This window comes from Mycobacterium gallinarum, from assembly GCF_010726765.1.
Taxonomy (GTDB): domain Bacteria; phylum Actinomycetota; class Actinomycetes; order Mycobacteriales; family Mycobacteriaceae; genus Mycobacterium; species Mycobacterium gallinarum.
On sequence record NZ_AP022601.1, the window covers coordinates 1,818,271 to 1,844,816 of the forward strand.

26 protein-coding genes are annotated in these 26,546 nt (G+C 64.8%); 14 read left to right on the top strand and 12 right to left on the bottom strand.

Features of this window, described 5'->3' with window-relative positions:
* From G6N42_RS09055 to G6N42_RS09065, 3 genes are all read left to right on the top strand, one after another.
* Positions 1-402, top strand: coding sequence for a DUF5078 domain-containing protein (locus G6N42_RS09055; protein ID WP_410506668.1), 402 nt, complete (start codon positions 1-3; stop codon positions 400-402).
* 255 nt (positions 403-657) lie between these two features.
* Positions 658-1,293 carry a cutinase family protein gene (locus tag G6N42_RS09060; RefSeq protein WP_163728742.1) on the top strand — a complete coding sequence of 212 codons (636 nt, stop codon included), beginning with the start codon at positions 658-660 and terminating at the stop codon, positions 1,291-1,293.
* A 138-nt stretch (positions 1,294-1,431) separates the two neighbouring features.
* Positions 1,432-4,311 (top strand): MMPL/RND family transporter, encoded by a 2,880-nt coding sequence (locus tag G6N42_RS09065; RefSeq protein WP_163728744.1) that lies wholly within the window; start codon positions 1,432-1,434, stop codon positions 4,309-4,311.
* On the opposite strand, the gene G6N42_RS09070 is transcribed toward G6N42_RS09065, so the two are convergent.
* Complete coding sequence (locus G6N42_RS09070) at positions 4,308-5,627, bottom strand: acyltransferase family protein (RefSeq protein ID WP_163728747.1); 1,320 nt, start codon at positions 5,625-5,627, stop codon at positions 4,308-4,310. The two genes, G6N42_RS09065 and G6N42_RS09070, sit on opposite strands and share 4 nt — an antisense overlap.
* Positions 5,628-5,827: 200 nt before the next feature.
* Here G6N42_RS09070 and G6N42_RS09075 point away from each other — a divergent pair, with 200 nt between their 5' ends.
* A complete protein-coding gene (locus G6N42_RS09075; RefSeq protein WP_174262038.1) occupies positions 5,828-6,496 on the top strand; it encodes a VldE C-terminal domain-containing protein in 669 nt (222 codons plus the stop codon).
* Here G6N42_RS09075 and G6N42_RS09080 read toward each other — a convergent pair whose 3' ends face one another.
* The 3 genes from G6N42_RS09080 to G6N42_RS09090 form a co-directional block, all read right to left on the bottom strand.
* Complete coding sequence (locus G6N42_RS09080) at positions 6,497-7,459, bottom strand: Bug family tripartite tricarboxylate transporter substrate binding protein (RefSeq protein ID WP_163728749.1); 963 nt, start codon at positions 7,457-7,459, stop codon at positions 6,497-6,499.
* Between the two features lie 63 nt (positions 7,460-7,522).
* On the bottom strand, positions 7,523-8,668 hold the full coding sequence (locus tag G6N42_RS09085) for an RNA polymerase sigma factor (RefSeq protein ID WP_163728752.1): 1,146 nt from the start codon (positions 8,666-8,668) through the stop codon (positions 7,523-7,525).
* A complete protein-coding gene (locus G6N42_RS09090) occupies positions 8,665-9,069 on the bottom strand; it encodes a YciI family protein (RefSeq protein ID WP_163728755.1) in 405 nt (134 codons plus the stop codon). Before G6N42_RS09090 ends, G6N42_RS09085 begins: the two co-directional genes overlap by 4 nt.
* Positions 9,070-9,323: 254 nt before the next feature.
* On the opposite strand from G6N42_RS09090, the gene G6N42_RS09095 reads away from it, so the two are divergent.
* The 5 genes from G6N42_RS09095 to G6N42_RS09115 all read left to right on the top strand — a co-directional run bounded on the left by G6N42_RS09095 (position 9,324) and on the right by G6N42_RS09115 (position 14,438).
* Positions 9,324-10,220, top strand: coding sequence for an SDR family oxidoreductase (locus tag G6N42_RS09095; protein WP_163728758.1), 897 nt, complete (start codon positions 9,324-9,326; stop codon positions 10,218-10,220).
* A complete protein-coding gene (locus G6N42_RS09100; RefSeq protein WP_163728760.1) occupies positions 10,210-11,118 on the top strand; it encodes a DMT family transporter in 909 nt (302 codons plus the stop codon). The genes G6N42_RS09095 and G6N42_RS09100 overlap by 11 nt, the downstream gene beginning before the upstream one ends.
* Positions 11,119-11,332: 214 nt before the next feature.
* Positions 11,333-12,991 carry a PP2C family protein-serine/threonine phosphatase gene (locus G6N42_RS09105; protein ID WP_163728764.1) on the top strand — a complete coding sequence of 553 codons (1,659 nt, stop codon included), beginning with the start codon at positions 11,333-11,335 and terminating at the stop codon, positions 12,989-12,991.
* On the top strand, positions 12,988-14,064 hold the full coding sequence (locus tag G6N42_RS09110) for a cobalamin B12-binding domain-containing protein (protein ID WP_163728768.1): 1,077 nt from the start codon (positions 12,988-12,990) through the stop codon (positions 14,062-14,064). Before G6N42_RS09105 ends, G6N42_RS09110 begins: the two co-directional genes overlap by 4 nt.
* Positions 14,061-14,438 (top strand): STAS domain-containing protein, encoded by a 378-nt coding sequence (locus tag G6N42_RS09115; RefSeq protein ID WP_163728771.1) that lies wholly within the window; start codon positions 14,061-14,063, stop codon positions 14,436-14,438. The genes G6N42_RS09110 and G6N42_RS09115 overlap by 4 nt, the downstream gene beginning before the upstream one ends.
* A gap of 57 nt (positions 14,439-14,495) precedes the next feature.
* Here the strand turns inward: G6N42_RS09115 and G6N42_RS09120 are convergent, their stop codons facing one another.
* Positions 14,496-15,611 carry an acyl-CoA dehydrogenase family protein gene (locus G6N42_RS09120; RefSeq protein WP_163728774.1) on the bottom strand — a complete coding sequence of 372 codons (1,116 nt, stop codon included), beginning with the start codon at positions 15,609-15,611 and terminating at the stop codon, positions 14,496-14,498.
* 3 nt (positions 15,612-15,614) lie between these two features.
* The gene (locus tag G6N42_RS09125; protein WP_163728777.1) at positions 15,615-16,793 is read right to left on the bottom strand and encodes an acyl-CoA dehydrogenase family protein; all 1,179 of its coding nucleotides are present in this window, start codon (positions 16,791-16,793) and stop codon (positions 15,615-15,617) included.
* A gap of 285 nt (positions 16,794-17,078) precedes the next feature.
* Between G6N42_RS09125 and G6N42_RS09130 the strand changes: the two genes are divergently transcribed.
* Positions 17,079-17,819, top strand: a complete 741-nt coding sequence (locus G6N42_RS09130) for a response regulator transcription factor (protein ID WP_163728780.1) — start codon at positions 17,079-17,081, stop codon at positions 17,817-17,819.
* Between the two features lie 8 nt (positions 17,820-17,827).
* On the top strand, positions 17,828-18,946 hold the full coding sequence (locus G6N42_RS09135) for a sensor histidine kinase (protein WP_174262039.1): 1,119 nt from the start codon (positions 17,828-17,830) through the stop codon (positions 18,944-18,946).
* Between the two features lie 88 nt (positions 18,947-19,034).
* Here G6N42_RS09135 and G6N42_RS09140 read toward each other — a convergent pair whose 3' ends face one another.
* From G6N42_RS09140 to G6N42_RS09165, 6 genes are all read right to left on the bottom strand, one after another.
* Positions 19,035-19,697: a DUF305 domain-containing protein gene (locus G6N42_RS09140; protein ID WP_163728788.1), complete on the bottom strand. Its 663-nt coding sequence runs from the start codon at positions 19,695-19,697 to the stop codon at positions 19,035-19,037.
* A 237-nt stretch (positions 19,698-19,934) separates the two neighbouring features.
* Positions 19,935-20,498, bottom strand: coding sequence for a DinB family protein (locus tag G6N42_RS09145; protein WP_174262040.1), 564 nt, complete (start codon positions 20,496-20,498; stop codon positions 19,935-19,937).
* Between the two features lie 180 nt (positions 20,499-20,678).
* A complete protein-coding gene (locus G6N42_RS09150) occupies positions 20,679-20,954 on the bottom strand; it encodes a WGxxGxxG family protein (RefSeq protein WP_083127154.1) in 276 nt (91 codons plus the stop codon).
* A gap of 456 nt (positions 20,955-21,410) precedes the next feature.
* Positions 21,411-22,781, bottom strand: a complete 1,371-nt coding sequence (locus G6N42_RS09155) for a hypothetical protein (RefSeq protein ID WP_163728791.1) — start codon at positions 22,779-22,781, stop codon at positions 21,411-21,413.
* Positions 22,778-23,074, bottom strand: a complete 297-nt coding sequence (locus G6N42_RS09160) for a hypothetical protein (RefSeq protein ID WP_350310119.1) — start codon at positions 23,072-23,074, stop codon at positions 22,778-22,780. The genes G6N42_RS09155 and G6N42_RS09160 overlap by 4 nt, the downstream gene beginning before the upstream one ends.
* 199 nt (positions 23,075-23,273) lie before the next feature.
* Entirely contained in the window at positions 23,274-23,984 is a 711-nt protein-coding gene (locus G6N42_RS09165; RefSeq protein WP_163728799.1) for a YcnI family copper-binding membrane protein, read from the bottom strand.
* Positions 23,985-24,373: 389 nt separating this feature from the next.
* On the opposite strand from G6N42_RS09165, the gene G6N42_RS09170 reads away from it, so the two are divergent.
* The 3 genes from G6N42_RS09170 to lpqS all read left to right on the top strand — a co-directional run bounded on the left by G6N42_RS09170 (position 24,374) and on the right by lpqS (position 26,481).
* The gene (locus tag G6N42_RS09170; protein ID WP_163737219.1) at positions 24,374-24,748 is read left to right on the top strand and encodes a BlaI/MecI/CopY family transcriptional regulator; all 375 of its coding nucleotides are present in this window, start codon (positions 24,374-24,376) and stop codon (positions 24,746-24,748) included.
* A complete protein-coding gene (locus G6N42_RS09175) occupies positions 24,745-25,668 on the top strand; it encodes a M56 family metallopeptidase (RefSeq protein WP_163728803.1) in 924 nt (307 codons plus the stop codon). The genes G6N42_RS09170 and G6N42_RS09175 overlap by 4 nt, the downstream gene beginning before the upstream one ends.
* A gap of 402 nt (positions 25,669-26,070) precedes the next feature.
* On the top strand, positions 26,071-26,481 hold the full coding sequence (gene lpqS / locus G6N42_RS09180) for a putative copper homeostasis (lipo)protein LpqS (protein WP_163728807.1): 411 nt from the start codon (positions 26,071-26,073) through the stop codon (positions 26,479-26,481).
* Positions 26,482-26,546: the final 65 nt, after the last annotated feature.

Here is a 26,546-nt window from a genome sequence, read left to right on the forward strand (position 1 = left end):
ATGATCTTTCCCGGCGTTGCCTCGGCGGACGCGACCGACGAGTACCCGATCCCGAGCCGGATCATGAAAACGCCATGCACCGTCGATCAATACATGGCGGCCACCCGTGACACCGACCCGGTGTACTACGAGCGCTACATGATCGACTACAGGAACCGGCCCGCGGATGTTCAGACGGGTGCCCGCAACCGGATCTACTGGTTCTTCTCCCTCGATTACGCTGGTCGCAGGCAGTATTCGGAGAACACGGCGACGAACGTTTACTACGAGCAGATGGCGACGCGCTGGGGCAACTGGGCGAAGTTGTTCTTCAACAACAAGGGCGTCGTCGCACATGCCACCGACGTTTGCATGAATTACCCGCCGAACGATCCGTCCGTCTGGACCTGGACTACCACCTAGGCGGTACCGATCAAGGCAGCGCGGCCCACACCGTGCTGGATGCGGTCCGCTTAGGCGCGGCAGTAATGTCAGCGAAGGCTCTACCTCCGGCGCTTCTGCAGCCAGTGGCGGCACTGCCTCCTCATAGATGCAGGGTCTGTCGGGCAGATGCGCTATCCCGCTGAAGCATGCCGACCGTTAACGCGGCCGTCAGTTTAATGGTGAGGGTTGCCGCCGCCGATGTGACATCTCCGCGCCGTCGAGCGACGTAAGAGTATGACGACCATCTCGCGCATTCTAGGGCTTGTGGGCCTCACCGGCGCCACCCTGTCGATCACCCTGGCGACCGTGCCACCCGCGGCCGCGACTCCTTGTCCCGACGTCGAAATTGTGTTCGCTCGTGGCACCACCGAACCGCCCGGCGTCGGCGGTATCGGGCAGGCGTTCGTCGACTCGCTACGTTCACGTCTCGGCGAGCGCTCTGTCGGTGTGTATGCGGTCAACTACCCAGCGAGCCGTGACTTCGGCCGCAGCACGCCCGCGGGCCGCGACGACGTGAGCGCTCATGTGCAGTCGATGGCCGCGACGTGCCCGAATACCCGGATGGTGCTCGGCGGCTACTCCCAAGGGGCCGCTGTCGTCGACTTGGCTACCGCCGCGATGCCCCCGGCGGTCGCCGACAACGTCGCCGCGGCTGCGATCTTCGGCGGTCCAAGGAGCAGCTTCGCCGATTCGCTGTCGCCCGGACCGCTACCCGGCGTTGCGCCGCTCTACGCCGGAAAGACCGTGGAGATGTGCGTGCCGAACGACCCGATCTGTTTCGAAGGCGGACGGGATTGGGGCGCGCACGGCGCCTACGTCCGGTCGGGAATGGTCGATCAGGCGGCCTCGTTCGCTGTGGGGCTGCTGTGAGTGGCCGCTAACGGGCCTGATCTGGTAGGAACTAAGGCAAGCTTAACAATCCAGGGAGGAGCTCCGCGAGGTGCCCAACTGTGTTCAGGCTGGGCTCAATAGCAGCGGAAGCAACCCGTCGCGCCCGACGACACTGCGATGAGCGCTCCCACCCAAGATCCGCTTGCCCGGCCCGCGCAGGATCGCCGCAGAGGCCTTGCCAAGTGGATCCGCGTGTTCTCCGTGCCGATCATCATCGGTTGGGTCTTGATCGTCGCCCTGCTCAACGTCACCGTGCCGCAGCTCGAAGTGGTCGGCCAGATGCGGTCGGTGTCGATGAGCCCGGCCGAAGCGCCGTCGGTGATCGCGATGAAGAAGGTCGGCGAGGTCTTCGAGGAGTACAAATCCGATAGCGCGGTGATGATCCTGCTCGAAGGCGACAAGCCGTTGGGCGCGGAGGCGCACGAGTATTACGACGAACTCGTCGACAAACTCGAGGCCGACACCAAACACGTCGAACACGTTCAGGACTTCTGGGGCGATCCGCTGACGGCAGCAGGCGCGCAGAGCGCCGACGGCAAGGCCGCATACGTGCAGGTGTATCTCGCCGGCAATATGGGCGAGGCGCTGTCCAACGAGTCGGTGGAGCAGGTCATCAAGCTCGTCGACGGGCTGGAGCCGCCGCCGGGCGTGAAGGTCTACGTGACTGGTGGATCGGCCCTGGTCGCCGATCAGCAGATCGCGAGCGACCGCAGCATCCGGATCATCGAGATGGTCACCTTCGCGGTGATCATCACGATGCTGCTGCTCGTCTACCGATCGATCCGCACCGTGCTGCTCGTGCTGGTGATGGTTTTTCTGACACTGGCGGCGACGCGCGGGGTGGTGGCCTTCCTCGGGTATCACGAGCTGATCGGGTTGTCGACCTTCGCGACGAACCTACTCGTCACACTCGCGATAGCCGCGGCAACGGACTACGCCATCTTCCTCATAGGCCGCTATCAAGAGGCGCGAACTCTCGGCGAGGACCGAGAGTCGGCGTATTACACGATGTTCCACGGCACCGCGCACGTGGTGCTCGGCTCGGGTATGACCATCGCGGGTGCGACCTTCTGCCTGTCCTTCACGCGGTTGCCCTACTTCCAGACGCTGGGCGTACCGCTGGCCGTGGGCATGGCAACCGGCGTGCTGGTCGCGCTGACGTTGGGCCCGGCGATCATCACCGTCGCGAGCCGATTCGGCCTTTTGGAACCCAAGCGCGCCATGCGCATTCGGGGTTGGCGAAAGATCGGCGCCTTGATCGTTCGCTGGCCGGGCCCTGTCCTGCTGGCGACCATCGCCTTGTCACTCGTCGGGCTGCTCACCTTGCCCGGATATCAACCGAACTACAACGACCGTAAGTATCTGCCGCCCGACCTGCCCGCGAACCTGGGCTTTGCGGCGGCCGAACGCCACTTCTCCCCGGCCACCATGAACCCGGAGTTGTTGCTCATCGAGAGCGACCATGACCTCCGCAACTCCGCGGACTTCCTGGTGATCGACAAGATCGCCAAGGCGATCTTCCGGGTGCCCGGGATCGGCCGCGTCCAGGCGATCACCCGCCCCGACGGTAAACCGGTGAAGTTCAGCACGATTCCGGCGCAGATGAGCCTCGGTGGTGTCGGTCAGGACCTGAACCGCAAGTACCTGCAGGACCGCATGGAAGACATGCTGAAGCAGGCCGACGAAATGCAGGTCACCATCGACACGATGACCCGCATGTCGAACCTGATGGGCGAGATGAGCGCGACGACACACAGCATGGTGCAGAAGACGCGCACCATGACCGTCGACATCGCCGAATTACGCGACTACATAGCGAATTTCGACGACTTCTTCCGTCCCATTCGGAATTACTTCTACTGGGAGCCGCACTGCTACAACATCAACCTCTGCTGGTCGATGCGGTCGGTGTTCGACACGATCGACGGCGTCGACACCACGACTGAGGCCGTTCAGGACCTGCTTCCGGATCTCGAGCGGCTCGATTCGCTGATGCCGCAACTGCTGGCGTTGATGCCCCAGCAGATCGAGACGATGAAGACGATGCAGAACATGATGCTGACGATGCATGCCACACAGGGCGGCATGCAGGATCAGCAGGCTGCGCTGTCGGAGAACCAGTCGGCCATGGGCGATGCGTTCAACGACTCCTGGAACGACGACACGTTCTATCTGCCGCCGGAGATCTTCGACAACGAAGAGTTCAAGCGCGGCATGGACAGCTTCATCTCGCCCAACGGTCATGCGGTCCGAATGATCATCCAGCACGAGGGAGATCCGCTCAGCGCCGACGGCATCGACCGCATCGAGGCGATCAAGCACGCGGCCAAGGAAGCGATCAAGGGCACGCCCCTCGAGGGTTCCACGATCTATGTCGGCGGAACCGCAGCGGCATTCAAGGACATGCAGGACGGCAACAATTACGACCTGCTCATCGCCGCGATCCTCGCGCTCGCGCTGATCTTCACCATCATGTTGATCATCACGCGCGCTGTCGTCGCCGCCGCGGTCATCGTCGGCACCGTGGTGTTGTCGCTCGGCGCGTCGTTCGGCCTGTCGGTGCTGATCTGGCAGCACGTGCTGGGCATCGAACTGCAGTTCATGGTCATGGCCATGGCGGTGATCATCCTGTTGGCCGTGGGCGCCGACTACAACCTGCTGCTCGTCGCGCGGTTGAAGGAAGAACTGCACGCCGGGGTGAACACCGGGATCATCCGCGCGATGGGCGGCAGTGGCTCGGTCGTCACCTCAGCCGGTCTGGTGTTCGCCTTCACGATGATCTCGATGATGGTCAGCGAGCTGACGGTGGTCGCTCAGATGGGCACCACCATAGGTATGGGTCTGCTGTTCGACACCCTGGTGATCCGCGCGTTCATGACCCCGTCGATCGCGGCCCTGCTGGGCCGGTGGTTCTGGTGGCCGCAGATGATCCGCGCAAGACCGCGGCCGGCTCCGTGGCCGAAGCCAAAGCCTCCGGAGCAGCTCGTCGGCCGTTAAACCGTTGTCGCCGTGGCGGATTGGGAATTTTTCGCGCCGGCGCAGATCCGCGCGGCAGCGGCCGCGGTGACGAAGCATGCGAGGGTGGCGAGCCCCTGGAGGTCGCCCAGACCATTTTTGGCGAGCAACACCAGCGCCACTCCGGCGAGGACGATCAGCACACCGGCGGCGGTCGACCGGGTGCCGGTGGCGGCGACGGGTGCGTCCCACCACGGCAGTCGACGATGTTCGAGCGGCGAGAGCACCATGAACATGGCGAGCATCACGGCGGCGAACACCACGGCACGCAGGGCGAGCATGGCCCAAAAGTGCGGGGCGTCAACGTCGTAGGCGTCCAGACCGAAGGCGTGCAGGGTGAAGGTGGCCACCGCGATCGCGGGGATGTGCCAGAGGTACAGCGTCATCGCTCCCGCGTTGCCTGTCGCGACGACGTACCAGACGCGCGGACGCTGAGCCCAGCGCCGAATCGGGCCCGCGAACGCGATGAACGCGAACGACATCCAGGTGCAGTGCAGCGCGAGCAACAGCGTCGGCGGCGACACGTTCGAGATGCGTTCGGTCCCAGTGACAACCAGGGAGACCTCGTAGGGTCCTACGGCCGCGACCACAAGTTGCGCGGCGAATGCGGACGCGGCGAAGACGAGCGCTGTGCGCGCCCCGACCAGGTGTCGCGCGTAGGCCACCCCGATCACCATCGGGATCAGCCAGACGATGACGAAGTTCGCGACGCCCGCCATCGGTGCGTCGACCGCGAATCGGATCGCGTCGAATCCCGCGGAGACGGCTATCAGCACCCCGACGATGGCGGCGACCGCGCGACCGGTCGACATTCGGGTCAGGGCGGGGACGAAGGCCAGCACCACGAGGTAGACACCGAGGAACCACAGCAGGGCCACGCATTCGCGGCCGATGCTTTCCGCGGAGTCGGCGCCGAGCACGTAGTAGGTCACCGCGATGCCGATCGACCACGCGGCGAGATACCAGAAGACGGGGCGGCACAGCCGCTGCGCGCGTTTGACCAGCCAGGTGCCCCACGACGAGCCCGAATGCCAGCCGTAGGCGCCTGCCGCACCGCCTGCCAGGAAGAACAGCGGCATGACCTGCACGACCCAGGTGATGGGAGCGAGTGCGGGCAGTTCGCCGAGCAGATTGCCGATCCGCAGCCCGTTGTCGATGGTGGCGAGCAGCAGTGCGCAGTGCCCGAACATCACGACCACGAGGGCGCCGAGCCGGGCGACGTCGACAGCGCGGTCACGGTCGGCCGGAGTCTCGGCAGCGACCCTGTCGGCACCGGACCCGGGCTTGGTGAGCGTCATGCGTTCAGCATGCCGCGCCGTGGCCAACCGCGGATGAGTAGTACTACGCGCTTGGCGCCCAACACACCGCGCTCGCGAACTTTTTGGGTTTTTCGGTGGCGTAGAACTTGCTGGCCGTCGGGTCGTGGGGGTCTAAGAGAACATTACGAGACCACCAAGACGGCAATACCGTGTCAGAGACGACAGTAAAGTGCTCTCCCGTGGCAAGAAACCTGTTAGCCAACGGCCGTGGCCGGTGGTTGGCGATCGTGGTTTCGCTGGTCGTCTCCGGCGCCATGCTGTACGCCCAGAACGCCGAGGCGCCGCACAGCGAAAAGCCGGCGGCGGTGGCGCCGATGTCACCCGAATCCGCGCCGCCCGCTGCGCCGAGGGTCCCGGTGCCCGCGGAGGCCGAACTGCTGGCCGCAAGCGCGCCCGCGGCTGCGCGAGAGCTTCCGTTCGAGCTGCCCAAGGGCGTTGCGCCCGAGAGCAATCTGCAGGTCAGGACCATTTGGGCCGCTCGCGCGATCAGCGTGATGTTCCCCGAGATCACCACCATCGGCGGGTATCGGCAGGACCCCTTGCGGTGGCATCCCGAAGGTCTGGCGATCGACGTCATGATCCCGAACCACAGCAGCGAAGAGGGCATCGAACTCGGCAACCAGATCGCCGGGCTGGCGTTGGCGAACGCGAAGCGCTGGGGAATCCTGCACGTGATCTGGCGGCAGGGCTTCTACCCCGGCATCGGCGCACCGAGTTGGACCGCGGACTACGGCAACGAGACCGCCAACCACTTCGACCACGTGCACATCGCGACGGCGGGCGGCGGATATGCCACCGGCGACGAGACGTACTACATCAGCTCGATGAGCCCGACGCCGAAGAACTGATCACAGCGCCAGCGCTTGTTTGACGTCGGCCTGGGTCTCCGCCAAGAAGGTCTGGAATTCGTCGCCGATCATGAAGGTCGTGGTGAAGTGTCTGTCCTTGGCGATCTGCTGCCAGGTCGGCGATTCCACCATCGTGCCGAGCGCGTTCTGCCAGAACTCGACGGCGACCTGCGGCATGTCCGGCGGTCCGTAAAGGCCTCGCCAATTGGAGAGGGTGACGTCGAACCCCTGCTCCCTGGCGGTCGGCACATCCAGGTCGGGCAACCGTTCCTCGGCCAACACCCCCAGCGCCTGCAGGGTCCCCGCTTTCAGCAGGTCGACGAACTCGCTGACACCGCCGATCGCGACGCTGATGTCGCCCTTCTCCAGTGCGCTGATCTGGTCGCCGCCGCCCTCGAACGGTACGTAGTTGATGGTCGAGGGGTCACCGCCGGCCGCTGCGACCAGTAGGTCGAAAGGCGCCTGATCGTCGTTGGCGGCGCCGACCACGACGCGCTTGGCGTCGGACTTGATGGCCGTCATGACGTCACCGAGGTTGTTGTACGGGGAGTCGTAGCGGGTGACGACCACGTAATACTCGGTGATCAGCCGCGCGATCATCGTGACGTCGTCGTAGCCGTACTTCGACTTGCCGAGCAGTTCGTTCATCATCATCGACAGCGAGGTGACCGAAACCTCGTCGTCTTTGCCTCGATACTGCTCCACCATCGTGGCGAGAAAATCTGCTCCACTGTTTCCCGGCCGATTCTCTACGGGTAACGGCACATCGATGAGCCGTTCCTTCTGCAGCGCCTCGACCACCGCTCGGATCGTGATGTCGAAACCGCTGCCCGGGTTGGCTCCCGCCGTCATCGTCACGGGTCCGCTCGGATAAGCCGGTTCCTCGGAGGTCTGCTCCGACTGCTGACAACCGGTGAGGGCGAGTGAAGCGGCGAGCAGCACGCTGAGCGCGAATCTGAACACGAGGCAGTGGACTCCTTGTTTCTGGCGACATCTGCTTATACCAACGTGAGCGGTAAGTCGGGCTCAGGCTCGCAGCAGTTGCCTCACGCGTGCGGCGTGTCGGGTGAGATGGTCGCGCTCGGGCACGCTGGCCGCGGTGCGGGCCGCCTCGGCGTACAACTCGGCGGCCTGCTCGAGGTCACCGGCGCGTTCGCGCAGATGCGCCGTCACCGCGGCGTACCGGGGCAGGTCCGGACTCACGCCGGCCAGCGCGGCCAGGCCGGCCTGTGCTCCGTCCGCCTCACCAACCGCCACCGCGCGGTTGAGCCGCACCACTGGACTGCCGGTGAGCTGCAGCAGTTCGTCGTACCACTCGACGATCTGCACCCAATCCGTCTCGGCAGCGCTCGTGGCGTCCGCGTGCAGAGCGGCGATCGCGGCCTGTGCCTGATACTCGCCGAGGCGGTCGCGGGTCAGCGCAGCCTGCAGAATCGTCACCCCATCGGCGATAAGGGTTGTGTCCCAACATGATCGGTCCTGCTCGTCAAGCGGTACCAGGCGGCCTCCCGGGCCGGTGCGCGATGCTCGGCGCGCATGGTGCAGCAGCATGAGCGCGAGCAGGCCGGCGACCTCGGGCTCGTCGGTCAGCGCGGCGAGTTGACGGGCGAGGCGGATCGCCTCGGCTGCGAGGTCCACGTCTCCCGTGTACCCCTCGTTGAAGACGAGGTAGAGCACCTTCAGCACCGTCGGAAGGTGGCCAGGCTGGTCCAGCGTGAGCCCCGCGATCGTGCGCTTGGCCCGGCTGATCCGCTGCGCCATGGTCGCTTCGGGGATGAGGTACGCCGTCGCGATCTGCCGCGTGGTCAGGCCACCGACCGCGCGCAGCGTCAACGCGACGGCCGAGGACTCCGGCAAGGTGGGGTGTGCGCACAGAAAGTACAGTCGCAGCGTGTCGTCGGTGGCGGGCACCTCACCGGCGGGCGGCTCGGTCTCGACGGCGAGTTCTCTTCCCCGCCGCGATGTTTCGGCACGGGTGGCGTCGATGAACTTGCGCCATGCCACCGCGACGAGCCATGCCCTCGGATCGCGAGGTGGATCGTCGGGCCAGGTTTCCAGCGCTCGAATCAGGGCCTCCTGCACGGCGTCCTCGGCCGACGCGAAGTCCGCTCCGCGTCGGACGAGGACACCGATCACCGCGGGCACGAGCTCGCGAAGCAGCGACTCGTTCACTCGGTGAACTTTGATGTCTCGGTGAGGAACGGCCGCACCTCCAGCCACTCGTGGATCGGCTTTCCGTCGGCACCCGGCGCGGCGGACAACTCCCCCGCCAGCTCGACCGCGCGCTCCCACGACTCGACGTCGATGATCATCCAGCCGGCGATGAGGTCCTTGGTTTCGGCGAACGGGCCGTCGGTCATCGGCGGGCGCCCTTCGCCGTCATGGCGAACCCACGCGCCGTCGGGCGTCAGCGCCTGGCTGTCGACGAATTCGCCTGTGCCCTGGAGACGCACGGCGAAGTCGCGCATGTACTGCACGTGCGCGTCGACCTCGTCTGGCGTCCACCTGTCCATCGGGACGTCGTTGACCGAAGCCGGGGCTCCGCGGTAGTGCTTCAGCAGCAGGTACTTCATGGTCGTTCTCCTTCGTGGTCACGCGACCGCTGGTGGCCGCTCATCCCTAGGACGGAGTCAGCACCACATTCTCGACACCGAACATCCCCTCACGTTGCATGCTTCGATGAAACGCCATTCTGGAAGTGACCGCGGAGCGGTTTCGGCCACCGACCCGAATTTGTCTTGGCCCGCCTGCGTCCACGAGTGCACCTGTACGGTCACCTCATGCGCGATCTCTGCGGCCTGCGCAAAGGCCATGCGGTGCGCGGCTGATGGGGCGGGCTGTGAGGAAGAGTGCTGAGCGAGTCGTCTCGCCTGCCAACGTGCGTCGGGCGTTACGGCTGGCGGGTATGCGGCCGCTGCCGCGCCGGCGGAATCGTGCCCCGATCGATCTGCGCGGCAAGCGGATTCTGCTGACGGGAGCGTCGTCGGGTATCGGTGAGGTCGCCGCCGAGAAACTCGCTGCGCACGGTGCGACGGTGATCGTGGTGGCCCGACGTGAACACCTGCTGGCGGCTGTCGTCGACCGGATCACCGCCCGCGGCGGCAAGGCGATCGCGATCCCGACCAACCTGGCCGACCTTGACGCAGTCGACGAGCTTGTGCGGGCCACCGGACCCGTCGACATCCTCATCAACAACGCGGCCCGGTCGATCCGCCGACCATTGCTCGAATCGCTGGACCGCTGGCACGACGTCGAACGCACCATCACGCTGAACTATTACGCGCCGCTTCGGTTGATCGGCGGACTAGCGCCCGGAATGGTCGAACGCGGCGACGGGCACATCATCAACATCTCGAGCTGGCGCGTGATGCCCGAGTCGTCGCCGTTCTTCGGTGTGTACAACGCCTCCAAGGCCGCGCTGAGCGCGGTCAGCCGGGTCATCGACAACGAGCTTGCCGAATCCGGCGTGCAATCGACCACCATCTACTACCCGCTGGTGGCCACCCCGATGATCGCGCCCACCCGCGCCTACGACGGCCTGGCCGCCCTGAGTGCCGACGAGGCCGCCGAGTGGATGGTCGTCGCCGCGCGCACCCGCCCGGTGCGCATTGCTCCGCGCAAGATGCTCCCGTTGCGTGCGCTCGACCTCCTGTCGCCGCGCCTGCTCAACGGAGTGATGAAGCGCTCCACACCACATTTGGGACCTGGCACCGGTGGGCACTGAGACCGTCGGCTACCGGGACGAAAACCTCGTTGTCGGAGCACTTCTCACCACCGCGGCGTTCTTCTGCGTGGCGTTGGTGGGCGCGCTGGCGAAGGTCTCGGGGCAGTACACGTCGACCGGCGTGCTGCTGTTGTTCCAGAACGCCATATGTCTGCTGTTCGTCCTGCCGGTCGTGTCGCGAGGCGGATTTGCGGCGCTCCGCACGAAAAGGATTGGGCTGCACCTGCTGCGAGCGGCCACCGGAACCGGATGCTGGTATGCGCTGTTCGTCGCGATCAAGCTAATTCCGTTGGCCAACGCGACGCTGCTGACCTACAGCGCGCCGCTGTGGATGCCACTGATCGCGTGGGCGGTCACCCGGCAACGGGTCGCGGTCCCAACGTGGCTGGGCGCCGGAATCGGTTTCTTCGGAATACTTCTGGTGCTGCAGCCGCAAGGGCACGGGTTCTCGGCGGGTGAGTTGTCGGCGTTGGCCGGCGCCTTGCTGCTCGCCGTGGCCATGATGTCGGTCCGCTGGCTCGGCGCCACCGAACCCGTCACCCGAATCCTCTTCTACTACTTTCTGCTCGCGACCGTCTTGTCCGTTCCGATCGCGATCGCAGACTGGCAACCGATCACACCGCAGGGCTGGCCGTGGCTCATCGCTCTCGGCTTCGCGCAGCTTTTTTCCCAGGCGTTGATCGTCGTCGCCTACCGCTACGCTTCCGCGGAAAAGGTCGGCCCGTTCATCTACACCGTCATCGTCTTCACCGCGGTCATCGACTGGATCGTGTGGGATCACCGACCGACGGTGGCCACCTACCTCGGGATGGCGCTCGTGATCGGAGGCGGCGTGCTCGCCATGCGCGCCAAAGCGAAACAGCCACACTCCACGTCGACTGCGGCGACATCCGAGTAGCGCTGCCGGACCTCGACGCTATCCACATTACGAAGATCGTTGCGGCCCTTGCCCTGCGAAAACTCTTACGGATCGCCGACGAAGCTGTCTGTTTGCCCCCGCAACCAATACAGTGCAGAAAGCGACCAGTATCGGACTATCTACCGGCCGTGGTCGTGTGCCGCCATGACGTCGCGCGTATGCGCGCCGAGCGGCAGGGCCGTTTGGAGCTGCGATGCGCGAGCAGGCACCTGTCGCTTTGGATGCGGCACGTGATGCCGCGTGGGCCAGAATTCCCCATCCCGTGCTGGTCGTCGACCGCGCCGGCGTCGTCCGGGCGGTGAGCGTACTTGCCCAGCCGCTGCTGCCCGACGTACTGCGCGGAACCCTCCTTCGTGAGACCGGACCATCCTGGCTATCGCGCGCGCACCACGACGTGGTGCAGGCCGAACCAGAGGCCGCCGAGGACGCAGGCGTGGTGGTCGGCGCCGTCGACCAGCGGGCATTCACCGCTCGTCCGACCGTGCTGCCCGGCCACAAAATCGCGTGGTGGCTGATCGAGGACACCGACCGCATACTGCAGGACGCTCGGGAGGCCCTGGCGCGCGAACGCGAGCGCGCGACGTTCCTCGACGAGGCTTCCGCCGTGCTCATGGCGTCGTTGAACATCGACCGGTGCATGGAGGCAACGGTCCAGATGGCCGCGCGCCATCTGGCCGACGCCGCGGTGGTGGTGGCGGCAGCGCACGGCCCGCAGGTTCCGGTGGTGTGCAGCGTTGCCGCCGGCGCCGTCGAGCATCGCAGCATCGACGCCGACCCCGCCGAAGTCGCCGGTCTGGCCGAGGCCCTGCGCGGATTCCCTCCGGTGCCGTCGCGGTGGATCGATCCGGCTTCGGTGCCCGACTGGTTGATCCCGAGTCAGTTCACCGGGCCGGTGGGATCCGTGGTGATCACGCCGCTGCCCGGCCACGGCGTCCCGGCGGGCGCGCTCGTCCTGTTGCGGCGCAGCTCCCATACGGTGTTCAGCGAAGGTGAGGAGCTGTTCGCGCGGCTGTTCGCCGCCCGCGCCGGCGCGGCGCTGTCGGCGGCGCGGCTGTACGGGGAACAGTCCGCCATCACCCGAACCCTGATGCGCGAACTGCTCCCCCCGCAGCTGCATCGGCTGCACGGTATCGAGCTGGCCGGCGGCTACCGGGCTTCGGAGGACCACCAACTGGTCGGCGGCGACTTCTATGACGTCCATCCCGCGTCGACGCCGGAGGACGAGACTCTCGTGGTGCTCGGCGACGTCTGCGGCAAGGGTCTGGACGCTGCTGTGCTCACCGGCAAGATCCGCAACACCCTGCAGGCGCTCGCGCCACTGGCCGACCAACACGAGGACGTGCTCAAGCTGCTCAACAGTGCGCTGCTGTCGCCGGACAACAGCCGCTTCGCCACGGTGGTCCTGGCGTCGGTCGCCCGCCGCGACGGGCAGCTGATGCTGCGGCTGACGTGCGCCGGGCACCCGGCTCCGCTGATCGTGCGTCATGACGGCAGGCTGGAGCGCGCCGACACCCGCGGCACGTTGGTGGGAGCGCTGCCGGAGTTCAAGGCGCGCTCCTACGAAACAGCGCTGGCGCCGGGCGAGGTGTGTCTGCTCTACACCGACGGGGTCACCGAGGCCCGCGGTGGACCGCTGAACAAGGACGTCTTCGGCGAAAAGCGGCTCTCGACCGCCCTGGCCGAATGTGCGGGCATGCCCGCCGAGGCGGTGGTCGAACGCGTCATGATGCTCGCGACGCAGTGGGCCGGGCAGCGGACCCACGACGACATGGCCGTGGTCGCCATCTCATCGCCGCATCGCAACCACCTGGCCGCCGTCAACGGCCACACCGCGGGACGGTATACCGCGTGACGGAGACGCGATCTGTTGCGGCGACCTCACCGGAGATCTTGGAGCGCCTGTGGGGTGCGGTCCTCGAAGGTGACGAATATGCCGCTGCGGGAACGGTTTTCGCAGCCCTCGACGAGGGGTTGCCCCCGGAGAGAGTGGTGCTCGAGCTGATCGCACCGGTCCAACGTCGCATCGGGACGGAGTGGGCCGCCAACAGAATCACCGTCGCGCAGGAACACGCGGCCACCGCGATCAACGAACGGGTGCTCGCCGCGCTGGCCCACCATCCCGGCTGCCGGCGCACCCCGGACGCCGGCCGGGTGACGGTGGCGTGCGTCGACGGCGAATGGCACGCGTTGCCGGCCCGGCTGCTCGCCGAGGTGCTGCGGCTGCGGGGCTGGCAGGTCGACTTCCTCGGGGCGCAGGTGCCCACCCCACACCTCATTGCGCATTTGCACCAACACGGACCCGACGCCGTTGCACTGTCCTGTTCCATCCCCACTCGATTGCCAACCGCCCATGCCGCGATCACCGCCTGCCAGGCGGCAGGGGTGTACGTCCTTGCCGGCGGGGCGGGCTTCGGTCACGACGGGCGGTACGCCCGACTGCTCGGCGCCGACGCATGGGCGCCGGATGCGGAATCGGCCGCCGAATGCCTGAGCGGGGACTTCCCCCGCGTGCGCTTCTCGTCGAACCACCAGCCGATCGACGATCTGCCCCACCTGGTGGACCAGGAATTCACGATGGTCAGCCGCAGTGCCGCGCAGCTGGTCGAGAGGACCGTCGCCGATCTAGAGCACCGCTTCCCGGCGATGGCCGGATACACCGACGCGCAACGCCAACACACCGTCGAGGACATCGCCCATATCGTCGACTTCCTGGCCACCGCGCTCTACACCGACGACGATGAGCTGTTCACCGGCTTCATCGTGTGGACTGCCGGCATTCTCTCCGCGCGCGGCGTCCCGACCGAATCTCTTGACCCGGCGCTAGAACTCCTCGCTGCGCAGCTCCGGGACTTCCCCCGCACACAGCGGATAATCGACGCAGCACAAACCACTCTCAAGGACACTCACAACCAACACCGCGTATGAATCTCACACTGACTTCTGACTCCACATCGCAATCGGCAATCCTGCACATCGACGGGGACGTCGAATACACGACGGCGTCGGCGCTGGTCGAGGCCGCCGGGAAACTGCTCGCAGACCACCCCGTGCTGCGGGACCTTCATCTGGACTGCGCGCAGATGACGCTGTGCGACTCGGCCGGAATCTCTGCACTGCTCACGATTCACCTGCGGACCTCCGCTGCGGGCGTGCATCTGCATCTCGACCGCCGACCTGATTTCCTCGAGCGATTGCTGGACATCACCGGCATCCTCGAACACCTCACCGCAGCGCCGAACGTTCGCTCGAGGCGCAGAGCGGACGCCGTCGACATGGCCGACGAATCCGGCGTCGTCTGATCGAGTGCGGTCAGCGCTTCTGGTCGAGGTCATCAAGGAAGGACCGGTTGCAGATGCTCAGAGCGCGACGACTCCGTAGTCGGCCACCCGCGCGCTGAGGTATCGCAGCTGGTCGGTTGCCGAGCCGAGGGTCTGATCGATGGCGGTCAGCCTCGCCGCATAGTGCGCGATGGGGTACTCAGCGGTCACGCCGATGCCGCCGTGCATCTGGATCGACTCTTCCGCGATGTGCTTGCCCGAGCGCCCGATCTGCATCTTGGCCCGTGCGGCCGCCACGGTGTCGAATCGTCCGTCGGCGACGCACACCGCCGCGTAGTAGTTCATGCTGCGCGCCAGCTCCAGCGAGACGTACATGTCGGCGGCCCGCTGGGTCAGGGTCTGGAACGTCTTGAGCGGCACACCGAACTGCTTGCGCGTCTTGAGGTAATTGGTGGTCAACTTCAAGGCTTCGTCCATCGCGCCAACCGCTTCGGCGCACAGCGCGGATTGGAAGCGGATCACCATTTCGTCGATGATCGCTGAGGCGTCGCCGCCCGCGCCCAGCTGCTGGGCGGCCGCATTGTCGAAGGTGATATCCGCCCCTCGCTGACCGTCGAAGGTCCGGTACGGAGTGCGGGTCACGCCCGAATTCTGTTGAGAAGAGAAGTCCACCAGGAACAGACCCGAGCCGCCGTCCGGTAGCGAAGCGCTGACCAATATCACGTCGGCGCTGTCACCTGCGATCACCGGGCTCTTGCGGCCGGTGATCGTCCACGCGTCGCCGTGACCAGAAGCCTTGGTGCCCAGGGCCTTCGCGCCGCGGCGGTCGCACTCTGCGTGGGCGATGGCGAGCAGCAGCTCCCCGGCGGCGACAGCGTCGAGAAGCGCGCGCTGCTCGTCGGTTCCATGCGCCGCGATCACCGCGCCCGGAACAAGCGCGGCGGCTGCAGCCGGTTCGGGAGCCAGCCGACGGCCGATCTCGGTCATCACGACCATCACCTCAATGGGGCCGGAGTCATTGTCGAAACCCATTCCGAGGATGCCGATCTCGGCCAGCTGCTGCCACACCTCGCGGCTCCAGCCAACCTCGGATTCGATCACCTTGTTCCGCGCCTCGGTGTCATAGGCCTTCGCCAGTACGTCGCGGGTGGTGTCGGCCAGCATCCGCTGTTCTTCGGTGAGATCAAAGTTCATGGTTCACAGTCCAAGGATGGTCGAGGCAATGATGGTTCGCTGCACCTCGTTGCTGCCGCCGTATATCGAGGTCTTGCGATAGTTCAGGTACTTCGGCGCGGCGTGCTGCGCCCACGCGGGCGATGCGGCATCGGCCGCGCCGAATGGCAGCGCGTTGGGGCCGGCGACCTCCACCAGCAAATCAGTGACCGTCTGCTGCAACTGGCTACCGCGCAGCTTCAGGATCGATGAGGCCGGGTTCGGCTTGCCCGTTCCCTCATCGCCGCTGACGCGCAACTGTGTGAGTTCCAGTGCCAGCAGCTCACATTCGGCCTCGGCGATCCGGGACGCAAAGATCGGATCCTGCAACAACGTGGTGTCACCGTCGCCGATGGTTGTGGTGGCCGCGTATCGCTTGACGTCGTCGAGCCAAACTTTGGTGGTGCCGATCCGGGCGATGCCGGTGCGCTCATTGGACAGCAGGAATTTCGCGTAGCCCCAGCCCGCGTTCTCTTCACCGACGAGCTGATCGGCAGGCACCCGAACGTCTTCGAACCAGACCTCGTTGACCTCGTAGCTGCCATCGATCAGCTTGATCGGCCGCAAGGTGATGCCGGGGGTACTCATCTCGGCAAGCAGGATCGATATGCCGGCTTGTTTTCTCGGCGCGTCGGGATCGGTACGCGCCAACACGAAGATCCAGTCTGCGAACTGGCCGAGCGTGGTCCAGGTCTTCTGGCCGTTGATCACGTAGTGGTCGCCGTCGCGCACCGCCGTAGTGCGCAGGCTCGCCAAGTCCGAGCCGGCCTCTGGCTCGGAGAAGCCTTGTGCCCACCAGATGTCCAGGTTTGCCGTCGGGGGCAGAAACCGCTGCTTCATCTCCTGGGAACCGAACTGTGCGATGACCGGGCCGATCATGCTGGCGTTGAAGGCCAGTGGTTCGGGGACGCGGGCCATCCGCAACTCGTCAGACCAGATCTGGCGCTGCAGTGGAGTCCAGTCTTTGCCGCCCCACTCGACGGGCCAGTTCGGCACCGCCAAACCGGCGGCGTTGAGGATCTGCTGGGTGGCGACCATGTCCTCGGGAAAGCGCAACTCGTCGTTGCGAGCCCGCTCGAGGATCTCGGCCGGAACCTGGGTGGTGAAGAAATCCCGCAATTCGTCCCGGAACTTCGCATCCTCGTCACTGAGCGCTAATCGCATGATCGCGACCCTACTTTCTCTCGTGACCTCGTCACACTCACGTTAGGAGCCTATGAGGCCGCATTTGGTGCGGGTGTCCATGTCCAGAAAGGCCGCGGGCTCGGCCAATCGCACTACTTCGGCTGGAAAGTAGCGGGTTGGAAGCCATACGGCGCGGTCCAGGCCTAATCCTTTTTCGTGGCACATGCGTGCGGTCGGGTACAGAACCGACGATCATTCTGTGAAGATTCGCTCAAGACCTGGGTCGTGGGTTCCCGAAATCCTTCGGGGCGGCACGATGAAGGCATGGACAAGCCTGCGGCTACCCACCCTGCGGGTTATCGAGCGTTGGTGGTCGACGACGAGGTGGCGCTGGCCGAAGTCGTCGCGAGCTACCTCAGACGCGAGCATTTCGATGTCAGCCTTGCCCACAGCGGGGCCGACGCCCTGACGCAAGCTCGTGAGATCGATCCGGACGTCGTCGTTTTGGACCTCGCACTGCCGGGCATCGACGGCTTGGAGGTGTGCCGACAACTGCGCTCGTTCTCCGATGCCTATGTCGTGATGCTCACCGCACGCGATACCGAACTGGACACCGTCGTGGGCCTGTCGGTCGGTGCCGACGACTATGTCACCAAACCGTTCAGTCCCCGGGAATTGGTTGCGAGGATCCGGGCCATGCTGCGCCGGCCTCGCACCGTCGCTACGCCGATGGATGCCGCGGCCACCGTCGCCGAACCCCCACCGCGGGTGTTCGGGCCATTGTCCATCGACGTCGCGGGCCGCCGAGTGTTCATCGATGACGAGCCAGTCCTGCTGACCCGCACCGAGTTTGACGTCTTGGCCGCATTGTCGTCGCGTCCGGCAGTGGTCTTTACCCGCCGTCAGCTCCTCGAGGCCGTCTGGGGAGACTACTGGGGTGGCAATGAACATCTAGTCGACGTTCACATCGGACATCTGCGCCGAAAGTTGTCGGATGACCCCGCCGATCCCCGCTACGTGATCACGGTCCGCGGTGTCGGCTACCGAATGGGAAGCGGCCAGTGAGGACAGCAATGACCATTCAACCCGGGCCACGGCGCAGTCCTGGAGTCGGGGCCCGGCTGCTGCTGGCGCAAGCCTTGGTGCTCCTCGCCGGCGGCGCCACCACATGGATTGTCGCTGTCATCGTCGGCCCGCCGCTGTTCCGGGACCACTTGCAGCAGGCGGGGCTTCCCCATTCATCCAACGAGCAGTTCCATGCCGAGCAGGCCTACCGGTACGCCACAGCCATCTCCATCGCGGTCGCTATCGGGGTGGCCGCATTGACCGCTCTTCTCGTCACCTGGTACTTCAGCCGCCGCCTGCAGCGCTCAATCGCCGAGGTCGCTTCCGCCGCCACTGCGGTCGCTGACGGCCGCTATGACATCCGCGTGTCGCCACTGCGCCTAGGGGAAGATTTCGCGAATCTGTCCGGCGCGTTCAATCGGATGTCTGAGCGGCTCGAAACGGTCGAAGCCACTCGGCGCCAGCTCTTCGGTGACCTCGCCCATGAGATCAGGACACCGGTCTCGGTGCTCAAGGCCTACATCGAGGCCGTCGAGGACGGAGTGAAAACCCTTGACCCCGAGACGGTTGCAGTGCTCAACGATCAAGCGGGTCGGCTGGTGCGCTTCTCCGATGACTTGGCCGCGCTCGCTCAAGCCGAGGAAGGGCCCGGTGCGGTCGCACCACGGTGGATCGACCCCCGTGCCGCGATCGCCACCTCCGTGGCTGCGGCAAGTGATCGATATGCGGACAAGGACGTCGAATTGTCATTCGATGCCGTTGACCCGCTGCCCAAGGTGTGGGCGGACCCTTTGCGCCTGGCACAGGTGGTGGGAAACCTTCTCGACAACGCTCTGCGTCACACCGCTCCGCGAGGTCACGTCGAGCTCAACGCGGCGGCGCAGCCCGGCAAACTGATCATCACGGTGAACGACGACGGTGATGGCATCGCTGCCGAGCACCTCCCGCACGTGTTCGAACGTTTCTACCGCGCCGATTCCGCTCGCGACCGAGGCCACGGCGGCGCTGGGATCGGGTTGGCAATCGCCAAGGCCCTCACCGAAGCCCACGGCGGCCGCATCACGGCAGCCAGCCGCGGACCCGGGCTGGGCAGTACCTTCACAATCGAGTTGCCCCTTACCCGCTGACACCCCGTGACCGCGCAATGCGGTCCACCCCGATCATTATCTAGCGGCGCGGTGACCACCGCCGCCCCATTCGCGCCTGACCCGGCTTCTACAACGAGGCCAGGATCTTGTTCATCGTGTCGATCTCCTGCTGCTGGCTGGTGACGATCGACTGTGCCAAGGCAATCGTGTCGGGGTACTGACCATCCTTGATCTCGTTCTGCGCCATGGTAATCGCACCCTCGTGATGCTCGATCATCTGAGTCAGGAAGAGCTTGGTGGCGGCCACTCCCTGAGCGTTCCGCAGTGCGGCCATGTCCGCCTCCGACATCATGCCGGCCATCCCCGGCATGCCGTCCATCCCTGGCATGCCGGGCATCCCACCGTGGCCGGGCATCCCACTGTGACCGGGCATATCCATCCCGGGCATCATCGGCATCGCGGGCACGCCCCACTGAGTGAGCCAGGACTGCATCTGTTGAATCTCGGGAGCCTGAGCGGCCTTGATCTGCTCGGCCAGGTCTAGAACTCGCGGGTCGATTCCTTGCTTATCCAACACAATGTCGCTCATCTCGATTGCCTGCTGATGATGAGGGATCATGTGCTGAGCGAACATCACATCAGCGTGATTATGGGCTTCGGTGGCCGACGCCGACGGCGCAGACACCGACGACGAATCAGCTCCCTGCGTAGTGCCGGTACTGCTACACGCACCAACGGTGACCAGCGCGGCCAGCGTGGCCGCACCGACGGCCAGCGTCTTCCTCTTCATCACAATGAGTCCCTTCCTCGTTTTCACGTCGACGCGACTGCAGCGCCCCTGGTCGACGCACGGCCCATCCCGACGCATCTTCGAGCATTCGCGTCGCCCGTATGGCCCCACTAGACGTTTTGTGAAGATTCGATAAAGAACGACAACCACCCATCGAGATGCCCTCACACAGCAAGGGTTTGGCGTGCCGACTGACGGCGACAGTGGATGGGGGCGGACGTCATGCACCCGCGTGGGTCAGCCTTGCGGAGGGGGCTGTCGCGACTCATCGACCGCGCTCAGCGTCAACTGTCGGCGGTGGTGGTCGTAGTGCCGGCCGGGATAGGCGTAGACGTCCGCGAGCGTCATGTAATCGCGAAAGTACGGATCCCACCCGCGCGGGTAATGCATCCCACGGCGAAAGGCATCCACGCTCTCCCGGGCGAGGGACCCCTCGAGCTTCTCGATGACGCGGTCCATCTTCTTGCCCATGCGCCGGCGATTGAAAACCAGAGCTGCAGCGCAGGACCCGTAATAATTGATCGCGTGGAACGGCCGCGTCGCCGCGTCGAGAAGCCGGGCGAAGCTGCGGCTGGCGCCGTCCGGTAGTCGGCCGAACGCGCGCACGAGAATCAGTAGCCGTCGCACGACCATGTATCCGAACACCATGTGGAAGAGCAGTTGCTCGTTGGTCCAACGAGTGCCCGACGTTGGCTTCTTCCAGTCGAGGTTGTTCGCGCTGGACAAGAGGAGCTGAAAATCGGCGCGCGCTCGTTCTAAGTCTGCCGCGAGCGCTGCACGATCGATCACTGGTTCCGACATGGCTCACCTTGATCCGCGAAGTTCGCAACTCGAGCCTATGCCGTGCGACGCCAGTGCGACAGAGTCAACACTGTCGAGAGGTATACCGCGGTCACCTGTCCTTGGTGTGGCAGCCCCGACACGCAAGAACGCGACCCCCGCCAGAAACACTGACGGGGGTCGCGTTCAGCCCTGAATGTCTTACGCGCGCGGGTTGTTGGTGATGGTGCCGCCCGCGCGGGTCGCCGGGTAGTCGGCGTCCTTGCGCCGCTTCAGGCCGACGAGACCGACGAGACCGAGCAGACCGGCAAGGCCCCACAGGCCGTTGTCGCCGCCGTCATCTTCGGGCGCCTCTTGCGACTGCGCCAGGGTCGTGGTGGTGCTAGACGGTGCTTCGAAGGTGGATGCGGTTGCAACGCCCGTACCGCCGAACAGCAGGGTAAGGGTGGTGGCTCCGACAACGAGTGTCTTGTTCATGTATTTCTCCCAATGGTTTGACCGGCCGAATCACGACCGGTCGCTGAATAGATGCGGACCGGGGTGCTCCAGTCATGAAAGTCAGGGGGTGCCGGTGTTTGCTCCGGCTAACCTCAACTCGCCAGCCAGTAATTGACGGAAGTGCACCGGTCCAAACCACACAGCTTGCAACTTGTGTCCTCTGAAACTTGTTTTGCCAGCTCAGCGGTGTTGGTGATGAATAACACTGCGCTGGTCAACGACACGAGTTTGGATCGAAACGATCCGGGCACTCGATCAGCAGTGGGCTTCATCTGGCGAGGGGATGTCGCTGATGTTCCTGCGAGGCGGTCGGCGCGGTCATCCCCTCTGTTAAGACCCTAGCTTTGCCGGGCCGACCGTCGTCCCCTCAAACCGGATAACACTGTCACCTGCACTCATTCACCATCCGGCGCCCCGATGCCCGCGGGTCTGCGGTCAGGCGCCGAACAGTAGGTACAGGCCGGCGAAGGTATATCCGACCATGGTCAGCATCATCGCGAGCTGGCCGGTCAGTTGATGACCTACCGGCAGCACCCGCAGTGCCTTGTCGTGCGCGGCGATCACAGCCAACATGTGTCCGATGACCACGGAGGCGACCTTGATGGTCCACAGCAAAGTCGGGTTCAGAGATAGGAAGTACTGCACGTCGCCGGAGTCCAGGCCGAGGAGATGCCAGCCCCGGCCGAGCGGGTCGGCGAGCCGCACCATGGTCTCCTGGCCTCGCTCGACGAGGTAGGAAAGGTAATGCGCGAAAATGTATCCCACGACTATGGGAATGAGGCTGTGGGCGAGTAGTCCAGGTAACTCGCGGCGTCGTTCGCGACTTACACCGGCGGCCGCGCGGGCCGCAGCGGAGAATGTCACGCCGACTGCAAGCACGAAAAGCAACAGTGTGAGGGTTCGCAACACCGTGCCGCCCGCGAAATCGCCGACCAGAGGAATGGCGGCGGCGTTGCGATTGACGAAGTTATTGTAGGTGGCGGACTGGGAGAAGCTGTCGAACGCGGTGGATCCGAGGAGCACCGCCATCACTGCTACGGTGCCGGGGCGCACCGGCATGGTGGGCAGATGATCGAGCGGATTGCCCAGGACAATGCGCCCTGTGGCGCGATTTCTTCTAAATGGCGCCAGCCGCGAGACTGTCACGCTGTACACCTCGAAGGGGTCGGCTCGGGCGAACCACGTCGTTCCGAATACTGCTGCGCCAACGAACATTGCGACCAGATAGATGAGGATCCAGATCTTGATCGCCGTGAGCGAGCCAGGATCCGAGCTGGCTAGTTCCAGCCACACGAAGGCAAACAGCCCCACCACCGCCGGCCAGTATCCCCAGCCCGGCCGGTACTGCAGACGGCCCTGAGAGGCCGCGGCGTCGCGGCGTCCGACCTGCACCAGTCGCCATACAGTGCGCACCGGCGAGATCACTCGCCAAATCGGGCCCACGACAACCGAAATGGCGACGAGCCCGACCCACAGCAACACATAGAACACGCCCGGTAGCGCGTTGTCATTGTCTTGGGGTCCCCAGATTGCGGCGACGGCAACCCAGATGGAGAAGATCGCGGCGGCCGCCGCGACGATCCATCGTACGACCGGGGAGTCGACGGCAGCGGTCACCCACGCGGGTAATTCGCGTCCTGGCTTCGCTGGGTCGAATCGCGGCGTCCTCCACGCGACAGCGACAACGGCGAATGTCGCAGCCAAGGCCCAAGCGGCCCCAATCAGCGCGTACGACAACGGCACTGGGAGATCGGTCGATCCGCCTACCCCGTGCGCAAGGACCGTCACCGCCGCTTCGGGCGTCAAGGCCGGACTTCGATGGTGACGACCGTGACGTGCAAGTCGTGCAGCTCCACGGCGACGCGACCGGGAATGTCGACGGTGAATTCGAAGCGCTGGTCTGCGGCGGCGGCCACGTCAAAGACATGCTCGGGCACGGAGTGCACGTGCAGGCTGTCCACCGCGTCGCTGGTCACCTGAAGCACGATCGGCTGGCCCGCGACCGCCTGCACCGTTGCATTTGTGGGTGTCACCACGCCCTTATCGACGGTGACGTCGATGACCGTCCCGGCCTCAGCGCTCGTAGAAGGTGTCGCCACAGAGGTTTGCGCGGAAGGCGACTGCGCAGCAGAGGATGAGTTCGGCGGCGAGGCTTCCGAACCACACGCCGCAATGACGGCGACAGCCGCGCCAATTGCACTCGCTCTTAGCCAAATACAGCTTCTACTCATATCAATTCCGTCCACCCGATAGTTGTCCTGGAGTGCGCGGTGCGTTCATGCTGGCGCACAACCGCGGCTACTCCGTCGCCGTGGAGCGCTCGGGAGTCGCCTCCGCACCAGGTACCGCGGGATGAGCGGATCGCCGGGCCCGGTCTATCGAGAAGATGCCCAGCGCGACGGCGATTACCGCAAACCCCAGAGCGGTCCAGGCAATCACTGAGGTCATACCGCTCCCGCCGCTTGTTGCAGTGTTCGAACTCGCGCCGATAGTCACTGTCGGCACCGGGAACTCCGGGTCACTGCCTTCGGGCGCCGGTTCAGTCCAAGCGTCCGTTTTGCCATCGGCGAAAGTCTGATAGGTCGGCAAAGAGAGCGACTGTACGTCTGGGAGAGGGTTGGCCTCGAGGACGAAATCGTCGAATTGGCCTGGCATGATCCCCGGACCGGTCGCGGTCCACGTGACCGAACTGACCACCTCATCGACTCTCGTGCCGTCGTCTCTGTAGATCGGCGGATCCGTCTTCTTCTTCTTGATATCGATGTTCCAGCCCGCTACTGGTTGCGGCCTCACAGTCCGGATCTGAACGTCGTCAGGTATCCGAACTTCCACTTTGACGGTGGGGGGGTTATCTGACTCCGCGGGCACTCGCAGCGTAATGAGACCCGTCTCCCCCGGTCCCCCTCCGTCGAAGTAGGCATTCACGTGGGCCGCCGCTGAAGGGATTCCAAGCAGTGCCGCCGCGCCGCTGAGTAGGAAAATTCCGACGATACGCACAAGAGTCTTCAACACAGACCACCTCCGTTTGTGAATAGCAGTCATCGAATCGACATCGAATGTGCCTGCCTCAGTTCGGAATTGTCCCTGCGCAACGTACGGTCGCTTACGTCCACACCATCTCTCCCATATGTGATGGCAGTACGTGGCGGAGGCTCTTCCTCACCGAGGGCACAGTCTACGGGGTAAGACCGTAGATGGGTGTCGATGAGATGCGGCGGGTCGCGATCAAGCGCCGCATGGATCGCGCCCGCCTGCGATCGTCGTCGCCCGGTCCTTGTCCGACTTACCTGTGTCGCGCGTGCGTGTCACACCGCTTGACCCCGACGACAGCTACATTGTGTCGAAGGATCAGTCGAGTGACGCGGTGGACGTCGGACCGTGTCGATGCGGAGTACGACATGCAGCAGCGAGCTTTCGGTGACCTGGAGGCCGTCATCATGGACCTCGTTTGGGACTACGACGATCCCGTGACGGTGCGTCAGATCTTTGACGAACTCTCCGCCGACCGCCAGATCGCCTACACCACCGTGATGTCGACGATGGACAACCTCTATCGCAAGGAGTGGCTGAGCCGTGAACGCAGCGGCAAGGCGTACATGTATCGCCCTGTGATGAGTCGCGAAGAGCGTTCCGCTCGACTGATGCGCGCTGCATTCGAGACGGGCGGGGACACCAATGCCGTGTTGGCCTTCTTCGTCGAGCAAATGAGCGCTGAAGAATCCGCGCAATTGCGTTCAGCGTTGCGTCGTGGTGGTAACCGGCGGCGCCGATGACGACCGGCTTATGGCTACTGCTCTACGGCGCCGCGCTGGCCTGGCTTTCTCCGACACTTCTGCGACGGCTCACCAAGTCCGGCGTCAGCCCTCAGATGGGAGTGGCGGTGTGGTTGACGGCGATCGCAGCGACGCTCATCGCATGGGTCATCGCCGTAGTGCTCATCGGTCTGGCAGCTATCGACGGGGTGTTGGGCACGTCGGCGGTCACCTTGTGCCTCGAGTTGTTCGGTCTTTCCGAGCATGGGGGGCTCCCCGGCCTGAGTGGATCGATCGCGTTGACGATCGTAGGCATCAGCGCGTTGATCGTTTTCCTGTTGAGAACGAGTCGGTCGGTCACACAGCTGAGGTCGCGAAGCCGCGAGCACGCGAATGAAGTGCTGCTGGTGGGCCGGCGGACCGCGCGCCCCGGCGTTGTGGTCGTCGACGCCCAGAGATCGGCGGCCTACTGCGTTTCCGGGCGCCCTCCCGCAATTGTGGTAACCAGTGCGGCTTGGTCATCTTTGGCCAGCTCCGAGCTTTCCGCTGTCTTGGCGCATGAGCAGGCACATATCGCTGGTCGGCACCACCAGCTACTGATGGTGCTGCGTGCGATGGCGGCGGCCCTCCCGCGACTGCCCTTGATGCAGCAGAGTGCTCTCACGGTTGCTGAATTGCTGGAGATGTGTGCCGACGATGCCGCTGCTCGGCGACACGGCGCCGACCCGATTCTGGGCGGGTTACTTGCCATGGCTGAACCGCACCACACAATCCCGGCCGAAGGACTGGCAGCGGCGAACACCGCGGTAGCAGCGCGAGCGATGCGGCTTGCTCAGCCTGCGCGCGGGCGTGCCAAGTGGAGCCAGAGACTGATACTCGCGCTGAGCATGTCGCTGATGCTCAGCGCGCCTGCCCTCATCGAACTGCTGTGTCATCACTGAGTAGCGGCGGGAATGTTGGCCAGACATCTGCTGCGCGCTTCGGAGCGCCCTCACCTGTGATTCCCATCACAGGCCGACAGTCGCCAGGATTACCCGCCGCCGCACGTATGCGAGCAAGAAGGCGCGGCGGTGTCTGAAGCAACAGCATGGGTACTGGGTGTCGATTCAGTAAGCAATTGAAATCTACGGAGTAGAACCGTAGATAACCAGCATGTATGCCGAAGCTGCCACGTGAGAATTTCGTCAAACGCATTACTAGTCAATGACACTCGGATACTTGCTGAACGGTCCGTGATGCGCGGAAAATCACCAATATGCGCGCATTGCGGCGCGATCACAAGACGGCGTCGAATCAGCCGGTCCGCAAATCGGGCTCAATCCGCTGCTACAGTCGGCTGCATTGTGAGGTACAAAGACGCCCGACAGAATGCGCGATGGCACGCCGTCGTCGCAGTCTCGGTCGCGTTCGTCGTGCTGATCTCGGCCACCGGATGGAAGCTCACCGAGCACGAGCATCCGGCGCATCATGGCCCGCACGTACTAGCCTCCAGTATCTTCACCGACTCTGCCGCCGTGATCGAGCATCCGCACGTGCAGGACGGTTCCGTCCCCATCACACCTGACACCTTCGCCGAAGCCCCCCTGCCACGTACAGCTACGTTGCTGGTCGCAATCGGCCTCGTCGCCGTCATCGGCGCGGCATTCTCCTGGTGGGCGACGGGTGCACCTGCTGTTATTCGAGGCCCTCCAAGACGGGGTGGTTCCGTCGCCGGGCAGCAGCTGCTGCTTCGACTCTGCATCGCGCGCCGCTGATTCGGTAGCGCCAGATTCGCGCCCCTTGGCGCGGGTCGGTGAACGCTACCCATGTCAGCCGCCGC

What these genes read in the sequence shown, in the direction of transcription:
- G6N42_RS09055 (WP_410506668.1), top strand. Translation starts at nt 1, where the DNA reads ATGATCTTTCCCGGCGTTGCCTCGGCGGACGCGACCGACGAGTACCCG.
- G6N42_RS09060 (WP_163728742.1), top strand. Translation starts at nt 658, where the DNA reads ATGACGACCATCTCGCGCATTCTAGGGCTTGTGGGCCTCACCGGCGCC.
- G6N42_RS09065 (WP_163728744.1), top strand. Translation starts at nt 1,432, where the DNA reads ATGAGCGCTCCCACCCAAGATCCGCTTGCCCGGCCCGCGCAGGATCGC.
- G6N42_RS09070 (WP_163728747.1), bottom strand. Translation starts at nt 5,627, where the DNA reads ATGACGCTCACCAAGCCCGGGTCCGGTGCCGACAGGGTCGCTGCCGAG.
- G6N42_RS09090 (WP_163728755.1), bottom strand. Translation starts at nt 9,069, where the DNA reads ATGAAGTACCTGCTGCTGAAGCACTACCGCGGAGCCCCGGCTTCGGTC.
- G6N42_RS09095 (WP_163728758.1), top strand. Translation starts at nt 9,324, where the DNA reads ATGGGGCGGGCTGTGAGGAAGAGTGCTGAGCGAGTCGTCTCGCCTGCC.
- G6N42_RS09105 (WP_163728764.1), top strand. Translation starts at nt 11,333, where the DNA reads ATGCGCGAGCAGGCACCTGTCGCTTTGGATGCGGCACGTGATGCCGCG.
- G6N42_RS09115 (WP_163728771.1), top strand. Translation starts at nt 14,061, where the DNA reads ATGAATCTCACACTGACTTCTGACTCCACATCGCAATCGGCAATCCTG.
- G6N42_RS09120 (WP_163728774.1), bottom strand. Translation starts at nt 15,611, where the DNA reads ATGAACTTTGATCTCACCGAAGAACAGCGGATGCTGGCCGACACCACC.
- G6N42_RS09125 (WP_163728777.1), bottom strand. Translation starts at nt 16,793, where the DNA reads ATGCGATTAGCGCTCAGTGACGAGGATGCGAAGTTCCGGGACGAATTG.
- G6N42_RS09130 (WP_163728780.1), top strand. Translation starts at nt 17,079, where the DNA reads ATGGACAAGCCTGCGGCTACCCACCCTGCGGGTTATCGAGCGTTGGTG.
- G6N42_RS09135 (WP_174262039.1), top strand. Translation starts at nt 17,828, where the DNA reads ATGACCATTCAACCCGGGCCACGGCGCAGTCCTGGAGTCGGGGCCCGG.
- G6N42_RS09140 (WP_163728788.1), bottom strand. Translation starts at nt 19,697, where the DNA reads ATGAAGAGGAAGACGCTGGCCGTCGGTGCGGCCACGCTGGCCGCGCTG.
- G6N42_RS09145 (WP_174262040.1), bottom strand. Translation starts at nt 20,498, where the DNA reads ATGTCGGAACCAGTGATCGATCGTGCAGCGCTCGCGGCAGACTTAGAA.
- G6N42_RS09150 (WP_083127154.1), bottom strand. Translation starts at nt 20,954, where the DNA reads ATGAACAAGACACTCGTTGTCGGAGCCACCACCCTTACCCTGCTGTTC.
- G6N42_RS09170 (WP_163737219.1), top strand. Translation starts at nt 24,374, where the DNA reads ATGCAGCAGCGAGCTTTCGGTGACCTGGAGGCCGTCATCATGGACCTC.
- G6N42_RS09175 (WP_163728803.1), top strand. Translation starts at nt 24,745, where the DNA reads ATGACGACCGGCTTATGGCTACTGCTCTACGGCGCCGCGCTGGCCTGG.